The sequence below is a fragment of the Erythrobacter sp. EC-HK427 genome (assembly GCF_902498745.1).
In the GTDB taxonomy this organism is placed as follows: domain Bacteria; phylum Pseudomonadota; class Alphaproteobacteria; order Sphingomonadales; family Sphingomonadaceae; genus Alteraurantiacibacter.
The window spans coordinates 167,082-181,701 of the sequence record NZ_LR701479.1 but is presented as its reverse complement, the minus strand read 5'-3'; the positions used below and the strand labels follow the sequence as shown (position 1 = coordinate 181,701).

Annotated in this window: 15 protein-coding genes; 8 read left to right on the top strand and 7 right to left on the bottom strand. The window is 63.4% G+C overall.

The genetic code is table 11. The features are described 5' to 3' along the window. The first annotated feature begins 47 nt into the window (after positions 1-47). Positions 48-875, top strand: a complete 828-nt coding sequence (gene map / locus GC121_RS00955; protein WP_151972245.1) for a type I methionyl aminopeptidase — start codon at positions 48-50, stop codon at positions 873-875. A 62-nt stretch (positions 876-937) separates the two neighbouring features. Then, positions 938-1,309 carry a c-type cytochrome gene (locus GC121_RS00950; RefSeq protein WP_234421047.1) on the top strand — a complete coding sequence of 124 codons (372 nt, stop codon included), beginning with the start codon at positions 938-940 and terminating at the stop codon, positions 1,307-1,309. Positions 1,310-1,313: 4 nt separating this feature from the next. Here the strand turns inward: GC121_RS00950 and GC121_RS00945 are convergent, their stop codons facing one another. Together GC121_RS00945 and ccmA are read right to left on the bottom strand one after the other, a co-directional pair. Then, complete coding sequence (locus GC121_RS00945; protein WP_234421046.1) at positions 1,314-1,964, bottom strand: heme exporter protein CcmB; 651 nt, start codon at positions 1,962-1,964, stop codon at positions 1,314-1,316. Positions 1,965-1,972: 8 nt separating this feature from the next. After that, entirely contained in the window at positions 1,973-2,557 is a 585-nt protein-coding gene (gene ccmA, locus GC121_RS00940; RefSeq protein ID WP_151972241.1) for a heme ABC exporter ATP-binding protein CcmA, read from the bottom strand. Between the two features lie 53 nt (positions 2,558-2,610). Here ccmA and GC121_RS00935 point away from each other — a divergent pair, with 53 nt between their 5' ends. From GC121_RS00935 to GC121_RS00925, 3 genes are read left to right on the top strand one after another with little or no spacing between them, the layout of a single operon-like run. Further along, positions 2,611-2,904, top strand: coding sequence for a 4a-hydroxytetrahydrobiopterin dehydratase (locus GC121_RS00935; protein WP_151972239.1), 294 nt, complete (start codon positions 2,611-2,613; stop codon positions 2,902-2,904). Next, positions 2,901-4,058 carry a hypothetical protein gene (locus tag GC121_RS00930; protein WP_151972237.1) on the top strand — a complete coding sequence of 386 codons (1,158 nt, stop codon included), beginning with the start codon at positions 2,901-2,903 and terminating at the stop codon, positions 4,056-4,058. Before GC121_RS00935 ends, GC121_RS00930 begins: the two co-directional genes overlap by 4 nt. Continuing rightward, positions 4,055-4,561, top strand: a complete 507-nt coding sequence (locus tag GC121_RS00925; RefSeq protein WP_151972235.1) for a DUF1697 domain-containing protein — start codon at positions 4,055-4,057, stop codon at positions 4,559-4,561. The genes GC121_RS00930 and GC121_RS00925 overlap by 4 nt, the downstream gene beginning before the upstream one ends. Here GC121_RS00925 and GC121_RS00920 read toward each other — a convergent pair. The 4 genes from GC121_RS00920 to GC121_RS00905 all read right to left on the bottom strand — a co-directional run bounded on the left by GC121_RS00920 (position 4,558) and on the right by GC121_RS00905 (position 9,154). Next, the gene (locus GC121_RS00920; RefSeq protein ID WP_151972233.1) at positions 4,558-5,388 is read right to left on the bottom strand and encodes an SDR family oxidoreductase; all 831 of its coding nucleotides are present in this window, start codon (positions 5,386-5,388) and stop codon (positions 4,558-4,560) included. The two genes, GC121_RS00925 and GC121_RS00920, sit on opposite strands and share 4 nt — an antisense overlap. 128 nt (positions 5,389-5,516) lie before the next feature. Continuing rightward, positions 5,517-6,332, bottom strand: coding sequence for an SDR family oxidoreductase (locus GC121_RS00915; RefSeq protein WP_151972231.1), 816 nt, complete (start codon positions 6,330-6,332; stop codon positions 5,517-5,519). Positions 6,333-6,391: 59 nt separating this feature from the next. Beyond that, positions 6,392-8,344, bottom strand: a complete 1,953-nt coding sequence (locus GC121_RS00910) for a S9 family peptidase (protein ID WP_151972229.1) — start codon at positions 8,342-8,344, stop codon at positions 6,392-6,394. Positions 8,345-8,527: 183 nt separating this feature from the next. Then, a complete protein-coding gene (locus GC121_RS00905) occupies positions 8,528-9,154 on the bottom strand; it encodes a TetR/AcrR family transcriptional regulator (RefSeq protein WP_151972227.1) in 627 nt (208 codons plus the stop codon). Between the two features lie 109 nt (positions 9,155-9,263). On the opposite strand from GC121_RS00905, the gene GC121_RS00900 reads away from it, so the two are divergent. Genes GC121_RS00900 through GC121_RS00890 form a run of 3 tightly spaced genes read left to right on the top strand, consistent with a single transcriptional unit; the run spans position 9,264 to position 13,783 of the window. After that, on the top strand, positions 9,264-11,606 hold the full coding sequence (locus GC121_RS00900; RefSeq protein WP_151972225.1) for a TonB-dependent receptor: 2,343 nt from the start codon (positions 9,264-9,266) through the stop codon (positions 11,604-11,606). A 27-nt stretch (positions 11,607-11,633) separates the two neighbouring features. Then, positions 11,634-12,503, top strand: a complete 870-nt coding sequence (locus GC121_RS00895; RefSeq protein ID WP_339389806.1) for an alpha/beta hydrolase — start codon at positions 11,634-11,636, stop codon at positions 12,501-12,503. Next, the gene (locus GC121_RS00890) at positions 12,500-13,783 is read left to right on the top strand and encodes an MFS transporter (RefSeq protein WP_151972223.1); all 1,284 of its coding nucleotides are present in this window, start codon (positions 12,500-12,502) and stop codon (positions 13,781-13,783) included. Before GC121_RS00895 ends, GC121_RS00890 begins: the two co-directional genes overlap by 4 nt. A 13-nt stretch (positions 13,784-13,796) precedes the next feature. Here the strand turns inward: GC121_RS00890 and GC121_RS00885 are convergent, their stop codons facing one another. Further along, positions 13,797-14,552, bottom strand: a complete 756-nt coding sequence (locus tag GC121_RS00885; protein WP_151972221.1) for a ferredoxin--NADP reductase — start codon at positions 14,550-14,552, stop codon at positions 13,797-13,799. Between the last annotated feature and the right edge of the window lie 68 nt (positions 14,553-14,620).

Here is a 14,620-nt window from a genome sequence, read left to right as displayed (position 1 = left end):
GAAAGCCTGCCTCGCATTTTGCCCGTTTCGACGCTATATGGCAGCGCATGACGCAATATCAGCACGTAACCGCCGACACCTCGGTCTATCGCGACGGCACCATCAAGCTCCACGGGCCCGAAGGCTTTGAAGGGATGCGCAAGGCCGGGCAATTGGCCGCGCAGATCCTCGATGAATTGACGCAGCGGGTCGAGCCCGGTGTTTCCACCGAAGAGCTTGACCGCGTGGTGCGCGAAATGACGCTGGATGGCGGCGCAGTGCCCGCAACGCTCGGCTATCGCGGCTACACGCATAGCTGCTGCATCTCGATCAACCATGTGGTGTGCCACGGCATCCCGTCGGACAAGCGGCTGAAGGATGGCGATATCGTCAATATTGACGTGACGCCGCTTTTGGATGGCTGGCACGGCGATACCAGCCGGATGTTTTTTGTCGGCGAGCCTTCGCTGAAGGCCAAGAAGCTGGTGGAGGTTACGTATGAATGCCTGATGCTGGGCATTGCGCAGGTGCGCCCCGGCGCGCGGCTGGGCGATATCGGCGCGGCGATCCAGCGGCACGCGGAAAGCCACCGTTATGGCGTGGTGCGCGATTTCTGCGGGCACGGCCTTGGCCGCCTGTTCCACGACGCGCCCGAAGTCGTCCACGCCGCGCGCGCTGGCACCGGGCCGGAGCTGAAAGCGGGCATGTTCATGACTATCGAACCGATGATCAATCTGGGCCGCCCGCACGTAAAGCTGCTCAATGACGGCTGGACGGCGGTGACGCGCGACAAGTCCTTGTCGGCGCAGTTCGAACACTCGATCGGCATTACCGAAGACGGCGCGGAGATTTTCACCGCTTCACCCAAGGGACTGCACCAGCCGCCCTATTTTTGATCTGGCGCAAATTCACGCGGGCCATTTGCTGCTATAGCCTCCTTCCAACAGGGTGAGGGAGAATGACAATGCACCGGAATATCGCGCTAATCGCCGCTTGCACCGCGCTGCTCGCCGCGTGCCAGCACACCGCGCCCGACCCCGCCGCGTCCGCGAACCCGCAAGCCGGAACCGAGGCGCACGCGCTGGCGCAGGCGGCGTGCTCGCAGTGCCACTCGGTCGAACCCTATGGCCTCTCGCCCAACCCGAATGCGCCCGAATGGGCCGTGATCGCCAACACGCCGGGCCTGACCCGCGAAACGCTGACCAGCTGGCTGACCGAGGCGCACAACTACCCCGAACAAATGGATTTCTATCTCGTAGATGACGAGGTGGAGCTGCTGGTCGATTATATGCTGACCCTGCGGCGGGCGGATTACCAGCCGGTGGAGTAGGGGCTTACCCCTCCCGCGTCGCCCGGATTGCCGCGCCGCCGGCAAAGGGTGCTATCGCCACCAGCACCAGGCTGATCGCTCCGGTCAACGCCAGCCCGCCTTCGCCGCCGGTCGAGAGCGCGCCTGCGCCGAAAATTAGCAGCGGCACGGCGAGCGGGATCATCAGCAGGCCGGACAATGCCGCGCCGCCGCTGCGCAGGCCTACGGTCACCGCGCTGATGATAATGCCGATCGCGGCCAGCCCCGGCGTTCCCGCCAGCAGGCCGAGCAGGACGGTGTGCAAGGTAGCTCCATCGATGCCGAGCAGCGCGCTCGCGGGGAAGCTGGCGAGCAGGATGAAGGGGCCAAAGCTCAGCCAATGGGCGAGCAGGCGCACGGCGACGATCACTTCCTCGGTCACCCCGCGCAGTGCCCATTGATCGAAGAACCCGCTTTCGAGATCGGGCGCGAGCAGACGGTCCAAGGGCAAGATCGCGGCGAGCAGCGCCGCCACCCAGATCATCCCGCCGCCCGTTGCGCCAAGCAGCTCGGCATCCGGCCCCACGGCAAAGGGAAACAGCATCGCCACCGCCAGGAAGAAAAGGAGCGGCAGCAGCGAATTGCCGCGTGAACTGCCCGGCATCAGCGCGGCCAGATCGCGTTTGAGGAGAGTCATCACCACGCTCATGCGATGAAATCCGGCAGATGCAGCTTGCGGATATCGGGCACGGCAAAATCCTGATGGCTCGCCACCAGCGCGATTCCGCCGCCGCCGCAATGCTGTGCCACCAGTGCTTCGACTGCGCCCTTGGCCTGTGTATCGAGGCCGTTCAGCGGCTCGTCCAGCAACCAGATGCGCCGCCCGCTATTGAGCAGCCGCGCAATCGCCGCGCGCTTGCGCTGGCCGGTGGAAAGATAGCGCACCGGGACATCGAGCAGATGCGCGATCTGCATCGCCGCGATGGCTCCGCTGGCATCGCTGCACCGGTCAATCCGCTCCCAAAAACCCAAGGCCTTGCCCAGCGGCAAATGCTCGTCCAGCGCAAGGCGTTCGTCCACCAGGCCCATGCTGCCCGTGTGCGTTACTTCGCCCGCAAAGGGGCGCATAAGCCCTGAAAGAATGCGGATCAGCGAGCTTTTCCCGATGCCGTTCGGCCCCGTCACATGGCAGGCCTCGCCCGTCTCCAGCGCGAAAGCGAGGCCGGAAAACAGCACGCGGTCGCCGCGGCGGCAGGCAAGGTCACTCGCGGCTAATCGACATGGTTCCATTGCGCGAAGCGTTAGGGCATGAAGGGGCGAACACGCAAGCAGGGGGACACAGGATGACCGTTGAAGCTTTGGGCAGGCGCGAGGCCGAATTGCTGGTGGATGCGCTCGACGGATGGGCTTTCACCCGCGATGGCGATGCCATCGGTCGCACGTTCGAATTCGGCGATTTCAGTCAGGCGTTCGGCTTCATGGCGCAGGTCGCGCTGCTCGCCGAAAAGCACGATCATCATCCCGAATGGTCGAATGTTTACAACAAGGTGCAGATCGAACTGACGACGCATGACGCGGGCGGGCTTTCCATGCGGGACATGAAGCTGGCGCGCGCGATCGAGGAGCTTCTGGCGTGAACGCGCTGCGACTGGCCACGCTGGGTATCGCCGCTTTTGTGAGCCTTCCGGCAACAGCGCAGTCTGCGGAAGAGCCGCTCTACGGCGTTTGGGAAGGCACGCTGGGTGACAGCCCGATCCTCGCCTGTTTCAACGGCAATGGCGTGTTCTATCGCATGGACGATATGCGCCTCACCATGCTGATCGAAGAGGACGGCGGTTGGCGGCAGATGGGGGCGGGCGCTGCGGATAGGGACGATTCGCTCTTGCCGATGTGGCAGCTGGGCGAGGCCACCGGCGATACGCTGCTCGGCAGTTGGCGCGAAGGCGACGCGGTGCAGCGCGTCCGGCTGGAGCGCCGCGAAATTGTGCTGGCCGACGAATATGCGAGCCCGTGTTCGAGCGAGGCCTTTATGGCCCCCCGCTTGCGCGGGGGCACTGTTACGCAGAACGCGGCGGTGTTCGATGGCACCAGCATCGTGCAATATACCTATCTTGCGCCTGAGCATCTGCGCGAGGAGGCGATTGGCGGATATGACGCAGTGCAGATCAGCACCTTCACCATTCCGCCCGAACGCTATTACGACAACTCCATCAACGCTGCGCTGCGGGCGGTTCTGCCTGCGGGCAATATGGGCGACGCCCATGCCGAATGTCTGGCAATGGTGGCCGACCGCGCGATGAACGGCGAATATGGCCGCCATCTGCAACCCGAACTGCTGACCTATCGCTGGCTGGTCGCGCTGGAATCGAACGGGGTCTATTGCGGCGGTGCGCATGGATCCTATTGGAGCGAGCGGCGCGTGTTTGATCGCAATTCGGGCGAGGAGGTCGATCCTGCAAGCTGGCTCAACGAAGCGGCACTGGCGAGCGAACTGGTTGAAAGCGGGGTGGATAGCTACGTCTATCGTACTGCGACCGAACCGTTCCTCAATGCCCTGCGCCCCTATGCCGGATCGGCAATCGGCGCGGAGTGCGAGGAGATGCAGCTTTCCGCAAGCAGCTGGAATGTCGGGCTGGCGCGGGAAGGCGTCGCGATGATTCCGATCCTGCCCCATGTCGCCTCTGCCTGCGCGGAAACCATTGTGCTGCCATGGGAGGAAGCGCAGCCGTTCCTCTCGCTGGAAGGGCAAGCGGTGCGGCTGTCGATGGTCGCGATGATCGAGCCCGAATGACCCGCTGGGTCGCGCTGCTGCGCGCGGTGAACGTCGGCGGCACGGGCAAAATCGCGATGGCTCCCCTGCGCGCGGCGGTCGCGGCGGCGGGCTTTGCCGATGTGCAAAGCTATATCGCCAGCGGCAATCTGGTGTTCACCGGGCCGGATGGTTCGGAGGCGGTACGGGCCACGCTGACCGGCGCGATTGAGGCAGAGTTCGGCGCATCTCCCGCCATCCTTTTGCGCACCGGAGCCGGGATGGCGGCGGTTGTCGCGCGCAATCCCTTTCCCGATGCGGTGGGCAGTCAATTGCTGGTGATCTTCACCGATGGAGCGCCGTCGCTGGACGGCGTGCGGCATCAGGCGGACGAAGAACTGGCGCTGGGCGAGCGGGAGATTTTCATCAACCACCCCAGCGGCATGGGGCGTTCCAAGCTGGTTGTCCCGGGCGCAAAGCTGTGCACGGGGCGCAATATGAATACCGTGCGCAAGCTGGCGGCGATGGCGGCGGCTACCCCCTAAGCGTTCGCCGGCCGCCCCTCGCTCTTTTCGTGCGCCTGCGCCAGGGTCTTGGCGCGCTGGCGCAGTTTGCCGGGGAACCATTTGCCGATAAAGCCCATCTTGCGCGCGGTTTTGCCGACGAGCACGTGCACCTTGTCGCCATGCACCGCGTTCCACGCTTCTTGCGCGACTTCCTCTACTGGCGTGAATTCGAGGCCCGCCTTGATAACCGAGTCGCGTATCGGCGTGTTGCGGCTGCGGTTGGGTGGGTTTTGCAGCAGCGGGGTATCGATGAAGCTGGGCATGATCGAGCGCGCCTTGATCCCGTAGGCTGACCATTCTGCGTCCAAGCTCTCGGTCATGCTGCGCACGCCCGCCTTGGTCGCGCCATAGACGCTCTGGTTGGCCATGCCGTAAATCGCCGCCGCGCTGGCGGTGTTGAGCAAGCAGGCATCGGGCGCAGCGGCTTTCAGATAAGGGAAGGCGGCCTTCGCGCCGTAAAACAGCGCGCGCAGGTTCACATCGATCAGCAGGTCGATTTCCTCATGCGTGACTTCGGTCAGCGGCCCACCCGACGGCAGGCCAGCATTGTTGGCGAGGACGTTCAGCTTCCCGCCGGTGATGCGGGTGAAATCGGCGAGGGCATCGTCCCATGCAGCGATATCGGTGACGGAGAATTTGTAGGTTTTGCACTGGCCATCGGGCAGCAGGGCCTTGGTTTCGTCCATACCCTGCTGGTTGAGATCGGAAATGCCGACCATCCAGCCCTGCGCGGCGAAATGCTGCGCCATGGCACGGCCAATCCCGCTGCCGCCGCCGGTGATGAAAATGCTTTTGCGTGTGCGCATCTGGCCCTCCCTTAGCGTCCTCTTGCCTACCGTCCTGAGCCTGTCGAAGGACTGCTTTTTCTGTTCTCTTCGCGCTTGAAGAGCAAATGTAGCCCTTCGACAAGCTCAGGGCAGTCGGAATTTGCAGGTCAACCCATCGGTTTCAACCCGCGCTCGGCCAGATCGCGCGATTTGCTGCGGATGTAGGAGGGGAGCCAGCGCGCGGCAGTTTCGATCTTCTTCGCGGTTTTGCCCACGGTATTGTGCAGCTTGTCGCCATGCACCGCGCGCCAGAAAGTTTCCGCAACCTCCTCGACCGGCGTAAATTCCAGACCCGCAGCAGCAACGCGGTCGCGGATCTGGGTGTTGTCACCATGGTGGCTCGATTGCGCGAGCAAAGGCGTGTCGATGAAGCTGGGCATCACATCGGTGACGCGAATGCCGTCCGCCGCCCATTCGACATCGAGGCTTTCGGTAATCGCGCGCACGCCGAACTTGCTCGCGCAATACACGGTCATGCCCGCCTGCCCGTAAAGCCCCGCCGCGCTGCACGTATTGACGAGGCAGGAGCCGGGCGCGGCTGCTTTGAGATAAGGATAGGCGGCGCGTGCGCCGTAGATCACGCCATTGAGATTGATCGCCAGCGTACGGTCGATTTCTTCGATAGTGAGATCTGCCAGATCGCCGCCCAGCGGGACTCCGGCATTGTTCGCGAGCGCATCAATCCGCCCGCCGCAGGCTGCGTGAAAGTCCTTGAGCGCGCTGTCCCATTGCGCCGGATCGCGCACGTCGAGCACGTGCGCCGACCACGTGCCTTCGGGCAGCAGCGCGCCGGTTTCGGCCATGCCCGCCTCGTTGATATCGGCCAGCCCGACAAACCAGCCCCCGCGCGAAAAACGCTGCGCCACAGCACGGCCAATACCCGAACCGCCGCCGGTGATGAGGATGCTCTTGTAGTCTTTCATGGGGAGATGGATAGCGTTGCTGACATTACTGTCAATTAAAACTTCGGCTATCCGGGGTGCTACAGCCCCACATACTCCTTGCCCGCGAGGATATCTGCGGTGGAGGCGGCCAGCACATCGCCCACCCGTTCGGCCCGTCCGCCTAGCACTTCGGCGAGGAAGTTTTCGGCGATCGCGTTGAAAGCGATGTTGTTTTCGGGGCGGGCGAAGCCATGGCCTTCATCGGGGAAGAGGACGTAGGTGACGGGCACCCCGTCGCGCTGCATCGCCTCGACAATCTGGTCGCTTTCCGCCTGCTTCACGCGCGGATCGTTTGCGCCCTGGCCGATCAGCAGCGGCTTCACGATATCCTTGGCGCGGTAGAGCGGGGAAATGTCCTTCAGGAACTGCTTTCCTTCCGCCGTCGTCGGATCGCCCATCCGCTCGTGGAATTGCTTCACCAGCGGCTCCCAATAGGGCGGGATCGTTTCCAGCAGCGTTTCAAGGTTTGACGGGCCGACAATGTCCACCCCGCAGGCGAACAAATCGGGCGTGAAGGTCAGCCCGACCAGCGTGGCATATCCGCCATAAGAGCCGCCCATGATCGCCACCTTGTCGCGCATCGCAATGCCCTCGGCAATCGCCCATTCGACCGCGTCGATCAGATCGTCATGCATCTTGCCCGACCATTGCTTGTTGCCGGCGCTGATGAAGCTCTTGCCGAAGCCGGTCGAGCCGCGGAAGTTGACGCTCAGCACCGCATAGCCGCGATTGGCGAGCCATTGGTGGGTGCGGTTGAAGCCGTAAGCGTCGCGCGCCCACGGCCCGCCATGCACCAGCAGCACCATCGGGACGGGCGCATCGGGCACACCGTCTGCATCGGGATCAACCTGCGGAGGCAGCGTGAGATAGCTGGGCAGGGTCAGCCCGTCGCGCGCGGTGATTTCGCGCGGATGCATCGGCTGGAGCGGCGCGCCTTCCAGCTCCGGCTTGGTGACGAAGAACAGCGTCAGCGATTCCGCCTCGCGGTCGTACAGATAGCAGGCGATGGGGCCGGTCAGCGGGTCGTTCCATACCAGCCAGCGCAGATCGTCATCGGTGCGCGATTGGACGCCGAAATCGCCTTGCAGCCGCTCGCGCAGCCAGGCGAGCGAAGCGCCGATGCCTTCGTGAATCGCGTGATGCTCGGTGCGCAGATAGGTGACGCTATAGGCCTGCACCTCGCCCGTTCGCGTATCGCGCATGGTGCCGCCGATATCGGCCTTGGCGTGCTCGGCGATGAGAGTGCGCTCGCCAGTCTTGGTGTCCTCGGCATAAAGTGCGGCGGTGTCACGCCCGCGGCTGTCGAGCCAGTATAGCGTGCTGCCATCGGTCGTGTAGCCCGCCATGCCGGTGGTGAGCGCATCATCAAGGCCGGTGCTTTCGCGCGGGGTCGCAGCCACGACGCCGTCGACGATCTCGTGCATATCGGTGCCGCCCGATGCGTTCTGCCGCATGGCCCAGCGCAGCGTCAGACTGTCATCGGCGGAGAGGGCTGCCCAGGCATTGTTCTCGAATACCAGTTCCAGGGCGCCGGTTGTGAGATCGAGCAGATGCACATCGTGGAAGCGCGGATCGCGGTTGTTCACGCCGACCAGTATCTTGTCCCTGATCGTGTCCGACCCGCCCACCAGCTGGACGCGGGTGTTGGCGAAGGGGGTCAGGCATTTTTCCGCCTTGCCTTCCAGATCGACCTGATAGAGCAGGAAATTCTCGTCCCCGTCCTTGTCGCGGATATACAGCAGGCTTTGGCTGTCGGGCGCCCAGAGATAGGTGGGGATGGGGCGATCTGTCACGCTGGTCATCCGGCGTGGGTTTTCGGGATCGTCAAAGGGGGCCATGAAGATGTTCATCACGCCTTCCCACGGCGCCATCCAGCTGACCCACTTGCCATCGGGACTGATCCGCCCGGCCGCGCGGGACGGATTGCCGAATAGCGCGTCACGCGAAATGAGCGGGGTTGCGGCGATGCGGTTTGCGGCGGTGGTGGTCATGAATGCTCCCAATTGGTCCCGAGCGGGAGAGGTAGGGAGTGACGCCGCCTTTCACAACACAGTGGATGGGTGAACCGTCATTGCGAGGAGCGAAGCAACGCGGCAATCCAGAGTGGCGCGCGCCAGTGCGGATGCCGTACCCCCACCCCCAGCCCCTCCCCACGGGGACGGGAGTATTTTGCGCTAGTCCTCAGACCGCGCACCAATCCCCGTCCGCAGCATCGCATTCGCCAGTGCCGACACCCGCTCGGCCTCGTCGCCGTCCGACCACACGGCGTAGCGCAGGCCGAGAAAAACGTTCATCCCCATCAGCGCCCAGGCGTGCGCTTCTTCCAGCCCGTCGCGGAACTCTCCCGCCGCTTCGCCCGCCTTGAGCCTTTCGAGAATGCGCGCGGCGGTGGCTTCGTAGTGCTGGCGATACCCCGCCGGATCGACGAATTCGGATTCGTCGATAATGCGGTAGATTTCCTTCTTCTCATGCGCGAATTGCAGGAAGGCGCGCAGAGCCGCTTGTTCGATCGCGAAGGCGCTTTGCTCCGGTGCAATCGCCTCGCGTGCGCGCGCCGCGACTTGCCCGCTCATGTCCTTCACCAGCGCACGGAACAGCGCATCCTTGCTGTCGAAATAGGTATAGAAACTGCCCAGCGCCGTGCCCGCCCGGCGAGTGATGCTGCTGATCGAGGCTTCGTGAAAGCCCTTCTCGCCAAACTCTTTCGCCGCCGCATCCAGCAGCTTGCGCAAGGTCTCGCGCCCGCGCGCTGTGCGCGGGGGTTTGTGATCGGGTTCCGAGACGGCAGGCGATGCAGGCATACAACACCGCTAACGGCAATGGGGGCAGTGTGCAAAGAAAAAAGTTGAAAGGTGGTTCAACTTTCAATATCGACGCGAGATAGAAAAAAATCACCTTGGGAGAGTATCGATGTCGAAAGCCGCTCTTTGGCAGTCCACTGCCGCCGCACTTGTGCTCACTGCCTTTGCCACGCCCGCTTATGCGCAGGTTGCAGAGGGCGATCCCGAAGCGGAGGATACGGTCAGCGGAGGCCGCATCGTCGTTACCGCGCGCCGTCGTGACGAGAATCTGGTCGATGTGCCGATTGCCGTCACCGCCTTCGGAGCCGAGGAGCTGGCGCGTCGCGGTTCGTCCGACATCACTGATATCGCGCAGATCACGCCGAACACCACGCTGGAGGAATCGCGTGGTACCAACTCCACCCTCTCGGCCTTTATCCGCGGCATCGGCCAGCAGGATCCGGTCTCCGGCTTCGAGCAGGGCGTCGGCATCTATCTCGACGACGTGTATCTCAACCGCCCGCAGGCTGCCGTTCTCGACATTTACGATATCGAGCGGATCGAAGTGCTGCGCGGCCCGCAGGGCACGCTGTATGGCCGCAATACGATTGGCGGCGCGGTGAAATATGTCACCCGCGAACTGCCCGACGAATTCACTCTCAGCGCCCGCGCGACCTATGGCTCGTTTGACCGTGCCGAGGGTGTCGTGTCGGTTTCGGCCCCGCTGGCCGATCCGGTGCGCATCGGCGCTTCAGTTGCCCGGCTTTCGCGCGGGGGCTTCGGCGAAAATCTCACCACGGGCGAAGACAATTACAACAAGGATATCTGGGCGGCACGCGGCACGCTGGAAATCGGCGGGGGCGGGGAACCGGTCTTCGTGCGCATTTCGGGCGACTACACGCATGACCGCAGCAATGCGCGCGGCGGCCACCGGCTGATCCCGGGCGCGCTTTCGGGTGCGCCGGTGCTGGACAATGTGTTCGATACGCGCGGCGGGCTGGTTGATCCCGTGCAGGATGTGGAAGCATGGGGCATTGCCGCCAATATCCGCTTTGACCTGTCCGATGCGCTGACGCTTCGTTCGATCAGCGCCTATCGTGCGGATGAAAGCGCGAGCCCGATTGATTTCGACGCGCTGCCTGCCGTCGATCTGGACGTTCCCGCCTTCTATTCGAACGAACAGTTGAGCCAGGAAGTCCAGCTGTTGTGGGACGATGGCGGGCCGTTCACCGGCTTGATGGGTGCCTATTACCTCGACGCGCGCGCGGACACGCAGTTCGACGTGCGCCTGTTCACCACCTTTGCCGGTTTCACCGCGTTCACGCAGGCCAATGTCGATACGCAGACCTTCGCCGTGTTCGGCGACTTCAGCTACGACATTACCGACCAGCTGAGCCTTTCGGTCGGCGGCCGCTATACGTGGGACGAGCGGACGGCGGACATTCTGCGGCAGAATTATCTCGGCGGCGGTTCGCCGGTTTTCGGGGGTGCGGGCATCGCGTTCGGCGCGCCGAGCACCAATTTCGAAGGCTCGGAGGAATTCAACAAGTTCACCCCGCGCGTCTCATTGAGCTTCCAGCCGACGCCTGACCACAATATCTACGCCAGCTTCTCGCAAGGCTTCAAAGGCGGCGGTTTCGATCCGCGCGGTGTCGGCGTGAACGCGCCTGCCGCAACCCCCGGCGCACCGACCGATGACGAGATCGCCGACTTCCTCAGCTTCGCGCCGGAAAGCGTCGACAGTTATGAGTTGGGGTACAAGGGCGATCTGCTGGACGGCGATCTCTATATCGCGGTGGCCGCCTTCTATGCCGATTACACCGATGTGCAGATTCCGGGTTCGGTCGCCTGCAATGTCGGCGGCATCCAGACCTTTTGCGGTGTCGTGTCGAATGCCGGTGCAGCGGAGTTCTACGGTCTCGAATTCGAAACCAACGCGGTGCTCGCCCGCGATCTGCTGGGCAGCGGGGACGAGCTGCGCTTCCAGGGCGCGCTCGGCTGGATCAATGCCGAATATACCCAGTTCATCACCAATATCGGCGGCGTGCCGACCGACGTTTCCGAATTCCGCGAAGTGCAGAACACGCCCGAATGGAGCGGCGCGGCGACGCTGGGCTATGCGACCCCGCTGGCCAATGGGGAGCTGTATCTGGGCAGCACGCTGTCCTTCCGCAGCTCCACGACGCAGTTCGAAGTTCCCAGCCCCTTCCTCGATCAGGATGGCTATGCGCTGCTCGATGCCAGCATCCTCTACACCGACGATAGCGGCTGGAGCCTCGGCCTGTATGGGCGCAACCTGACCGATCAGGAATACCGTACCTCGGGCTACACCTTCATCGCGGTCAACCCGACCACGGGTGAGCCGATCCTGACCGGCGGCCAGCCGACGGGCAATCTGGGCCGCGAAGGCACGCTGACGGCCTTCTACGGCAATCCGCGCCAGGTATATGTGACGGCCACCATCGAATTCTGATCCGGTTCCCACCGGTTCAGGAGGGTGATGATGGATTATCGCGAGCACCATTATGATAGCGCGTGCGGGCAGCTGCAGCTGTTCGCCCGCGACTATCGGGGCGATGGCCAAAATGATCGCCAGCCGCTGCTGCTGATGCACGGGCTGACGCGCAACAGTGCCGATTTCGCGCTGCTGGCAGCGCATTTGGCGGGCCAATACCGGCTGATCGTGCCCGACCAGCGCGGCCGTGGGCTGTCGGATTATGACCGCGATCCGGCCAATTACCGCCCTGATGTTTACGCCGCCGATATGTTCGCGCTGCTTGCATCGCTGGGCATCGAGCGCGCGGGTATCATCGGCACGTCGATGGGCGGGCTCATAGCGATGGTGATGAACGCGATGCAGCCGGGCGCGTTTCCGCTGATCGTGTTCAACGATATCGGCCCGGTGCTTTCGCAAGAGGGGCTGGATCGCATTAAGGGATATGTCGGCGGCGGGACGGTGTTTCCCGATTGGGACGCGGCGGCGAAGGCTTGCGCGGCAATCAACCAGTCGGCCTTTCCCGATTTCGGCGAAGCGGACTGGCTCGGCTGGGCGCACCGCACCTGTCGTGAGACGGTGGACGGCATCGCCTTCGCCTATGATCCCGCCATCGCACAGGGTTTTTCCGAAGACGAGAGCCAGCCGCAGCCCGATATGTGGCCCTTGTGGGAAATGCTGGGGCAAACGCCTGTGCTGGCCATTCGCGGCGAATTGTCGGATTTGCTTGACCGCGATACGCTTGCTGCCATGCAAGCCCGACACCTTGGCCCCTTCGCCAGTGTGGAGGTTCCCCGCAGAGGCCATGCGCCTTTGCTTGATGAGCCCGCCGCGCTGGCGGCGATCACCGCTTTTCTGAAAGACCACGCGCAATGACCACGGCCACTGCAGCCAAGCCCGATCCCAACCGCAATGTCGTGTTGGGGATGCTGCTGGTGGTCTATATCTTCAACTTTATCGACCGGCAGATCCTCTCGATCCTCGCCGCGCCGGTGCAGGCCGATCTTGGCCTAACCGATGGCGAATTGGGGCTGCTGGGCGGCATTGCCTTTGCCATCCTCTATTCGACCATGGCGGTGCCCTTGGCGGCGCTGGCTGACCGGACGAGCCGCAGCTGGGTGATCGCGGTCTCACTCTTCGCGTGGAGCGGGTTCACGGCATTGTGCGGCCTTGCGCAGAATTTCTGGCACATCTTCCTCGCACGGCTGGGTGTCGGCATTGGCGAGGCGGGCGGGGTGGCCCCCTCCTACGCACTGATCGGCGACTATTTCCCCAGCGAGCAGCGGGCGACCGCGCTCTCGGTCTATTCGCTGGGCATCCCCATCGGATCGGGCCTTGGCGTGCTGCTCGGCGGCTATATCGCGGCGACGGTGGACTGGCGCACGGCCTTCTTCACGGTTGGACTGCTCGGCGTGCTGATTGTGCCGGTGTTCAAGATACTGGTGCGCGACAAGGCCAAGCCGGTTGTCTCCGTGGACAATCCTGCACCGCTTCCGGTCCAGCCCAAGCTGGCGGAGACCGCTGGCATTCTGGCGCGCAAACGCTCGTTCTGGTTCCTGTCCTTTGGCGCGGCGATGTCGTCCATGCTCGGCTACGGTATCGCCTTCTGGCTGCCGAGCCTGCTGATGCGCAGCTTCGGTTTCGAGCTGGTCGAAGCCTCGCAATTCTTCGGCGCGATCCTGCTGATCGGCGGGGTGATCGGCGTGCTGGCGGGCGGATTGCTGGCCGACCGGCTGGGCGGACGCGATCGAGCGTTCTACGCTTGGGTGCCCGCCGTGGCCTTCTTCCTAGGTGCGCCGCTATTCGCCGCCGGGATTACGAGCAGTGACTGGAAACTTGCTTTCGTGCTGTTCCTGCTGCCCCAAGCGCTTGCCTATATCTGGCTTGGCCCGGTGCTCTCGGCGATCCAGCATCTGGTGGTGCCCGCCGCCCGTTCGACCGCGTCGGCACTGTTCCTGCTCATCAACAATCTGATCGGCCTTGGCGGCGGGATTTACGCGCTGGGCGCGCTGTCCGATTTCCTCACTCCGACCTATGGCGACGAGGCCTTGCGCTATTCAATGCTTTACTCGCTGGTGCTGTATGGCGTCGCCGCGCTGCTGATGGCGCTCGCTGGCAAGTCACTGCGCAAGGATTGGGTTGCGGAGACGGCCTAACGGGTCGTAGCCCTCAGCCCGCAAAGGCGCGCTCCAGAACGTAGGTGGCCGGGTGCGACAGCGTTCCTTCCACAAAGCCCATTTCATCGAGCAATTTCGAGCATTCCGTGATCATCGGCATAGAGCCGCACAACATCACCCGGTCGGTTTCCGGATTGAGCGGGTAGCTGCCGTCGCGAATACGCTCTGTAATACGGCGCGGATCACCATGGCTGCTCTTCGCCACGCGCGTGGCGACCCAATCATAGACAAGCTGCTCGGCGGCCATTTCGCCGACCAGCGGATCATTGGCGAGATGCGTGTCTAGCAGGGTGAAATAGGCCCTGTCCTCCACATGGCGCACGGTGTGCTGCACGGTGACACGGTCGAAGCGCTCATACACCTCCGGATCATGCACCAAGCTGATCCAAGGCGCGAGACCGGTGCCTGTGCCGAAAAGATGGAGATGCTTGCCCGGCACCACGGCGTCGATGACCAAGCTGCCGACGGGCTTTGCGCCCAGCAAAATCTCATCGCCCGGCTGGATATGCTGAAGGCGCGAGGTCAGCGGTCCATCGGGCACGATGATGGAGAGGAACTCAAGCTCCTCCGCATAGTGTTGCGAGGCAATGGAATAGGCGCGTAAGAGCGGTTTGCCATCCACCATCAGGCCGAGCATCACGAATTGACCGGACAGGAAACGGAAGCTTGGTGGCCTGGTTATGCAAAAGGAAAACAACCCGTCATTCCAGTGCCGCACACGCAGCACCTTCTCCATGGTGTAAGCCATCGCCCCATACTCCTGTTGTCATAGTTGCGCCCATACTACGGGCGAGATGGCGAAAAGTGTCCGGCCGG

What these genes read in the sequence shown, in the direction of transcription:
- GC121_RS00915 (WP_151972231.1), bottom strand. Translation starts at nt 6,332, where the DNA reads ATGAAAGACTACAAGAGCATCCTCATCACCGGCGGCGGTTCGGGTATT.
- GC121_RS00905 (WP_151972227.1), bottom strand. Translation starts at nt 9,154, where the DNA reads ATGCCTGCATCGCCTGCCGTCTCGGAACCCGATCACAAACCCCCGCGC.
- GC121_RS00935 (WP_151972239.1), top strand. Translation starts at nt 2,611, where the DNA reads ATGACCGTTGAAGCTTTGGGCAGGCGCGAGGCCGAATTGCTGGTGGAT.
- GC121_RS00890 (WP_151972223.1), top strand. Translation starts at nt 12,500, where the DNA reads ATGACCACGGCCACTGCAGCCAAGCCCGATCCCAACCGCAATGTCGTG.
- map (WP_151972245.1), top strand. Translation starts at nt 48, where the DNA reads ATGACGCAATATCAGCACGTAACCGCCGACACCTCGGTCTATCGCGAC.
- GC121_RS00950 (WP_234421047.1), top strand. Translation starts at nt 938, where the DNA reads ATGACAATGCACCGGAATATCGCGCTAATCGCCGCTTGCACCGCGCTG.
- GC121_RS00910 (WP_151972229.1), bottom strand. Translation starts at nt 8,344, where the DNA reads ATGACCACCACCGCCGCAAACCGCATCGCCGCAACCCCGCTCATTTCG.
- GC121_RS00920 (WP_151972233.1), bottom strand. Translation starts at nt 5,388, where the DNA reads ATGCGCACACGCAAAAGCATTTTCATCACCGGCGGCGGCAGCGGGATT.
- GC121_RS00895 (WP_339389806.1), top strand. Translation starts at nt 11,634, where the DNA reads ATGATGGATTATCGCGAGCACCATTATGATAGCGCGTGCGGGCAGCTG.
- GC121_RS00900 (WP_151972225.1), top strand. Translation starts at nt 9,264, where the DNA reads ATGTCGAAAGCCGCTCTTTGGCAGTCCACTGCCGCCGCACTTGTGCTC.
- GC121_RS00945 (WP_234421046.1), bottom strand. Translation starts at nt 1,964, where the DNA reads ATGACTCTCCTCAAACGCGATCTGGCCGCGCTGATGCCGGGCAGTTCA.
- GC121_RS00925 (WP_151972235.1), top strand. Translation starts at nt 4,055, where the DNA reads ATGACCCGCTGGGTCGCGCTGCTGCGCGCGGTGAACGTCGGCGGCACG.
- ccmA (WP_151972241.1), bottom strand. Translation starts at nt 2,557, where the DNA reads ATGGAACCATGTCGATTAGCCGCGAGTGACCTTGCCTGCCGCCGCGGC.
- GC121_RS00885 (WP_151972221.1), bottom strand. Translation starts at nt 14,552, where the DNA reads ATGGCTTACACCATGGAGAAGGTGCTGCGTGTGCGGCACTGGAATGAC.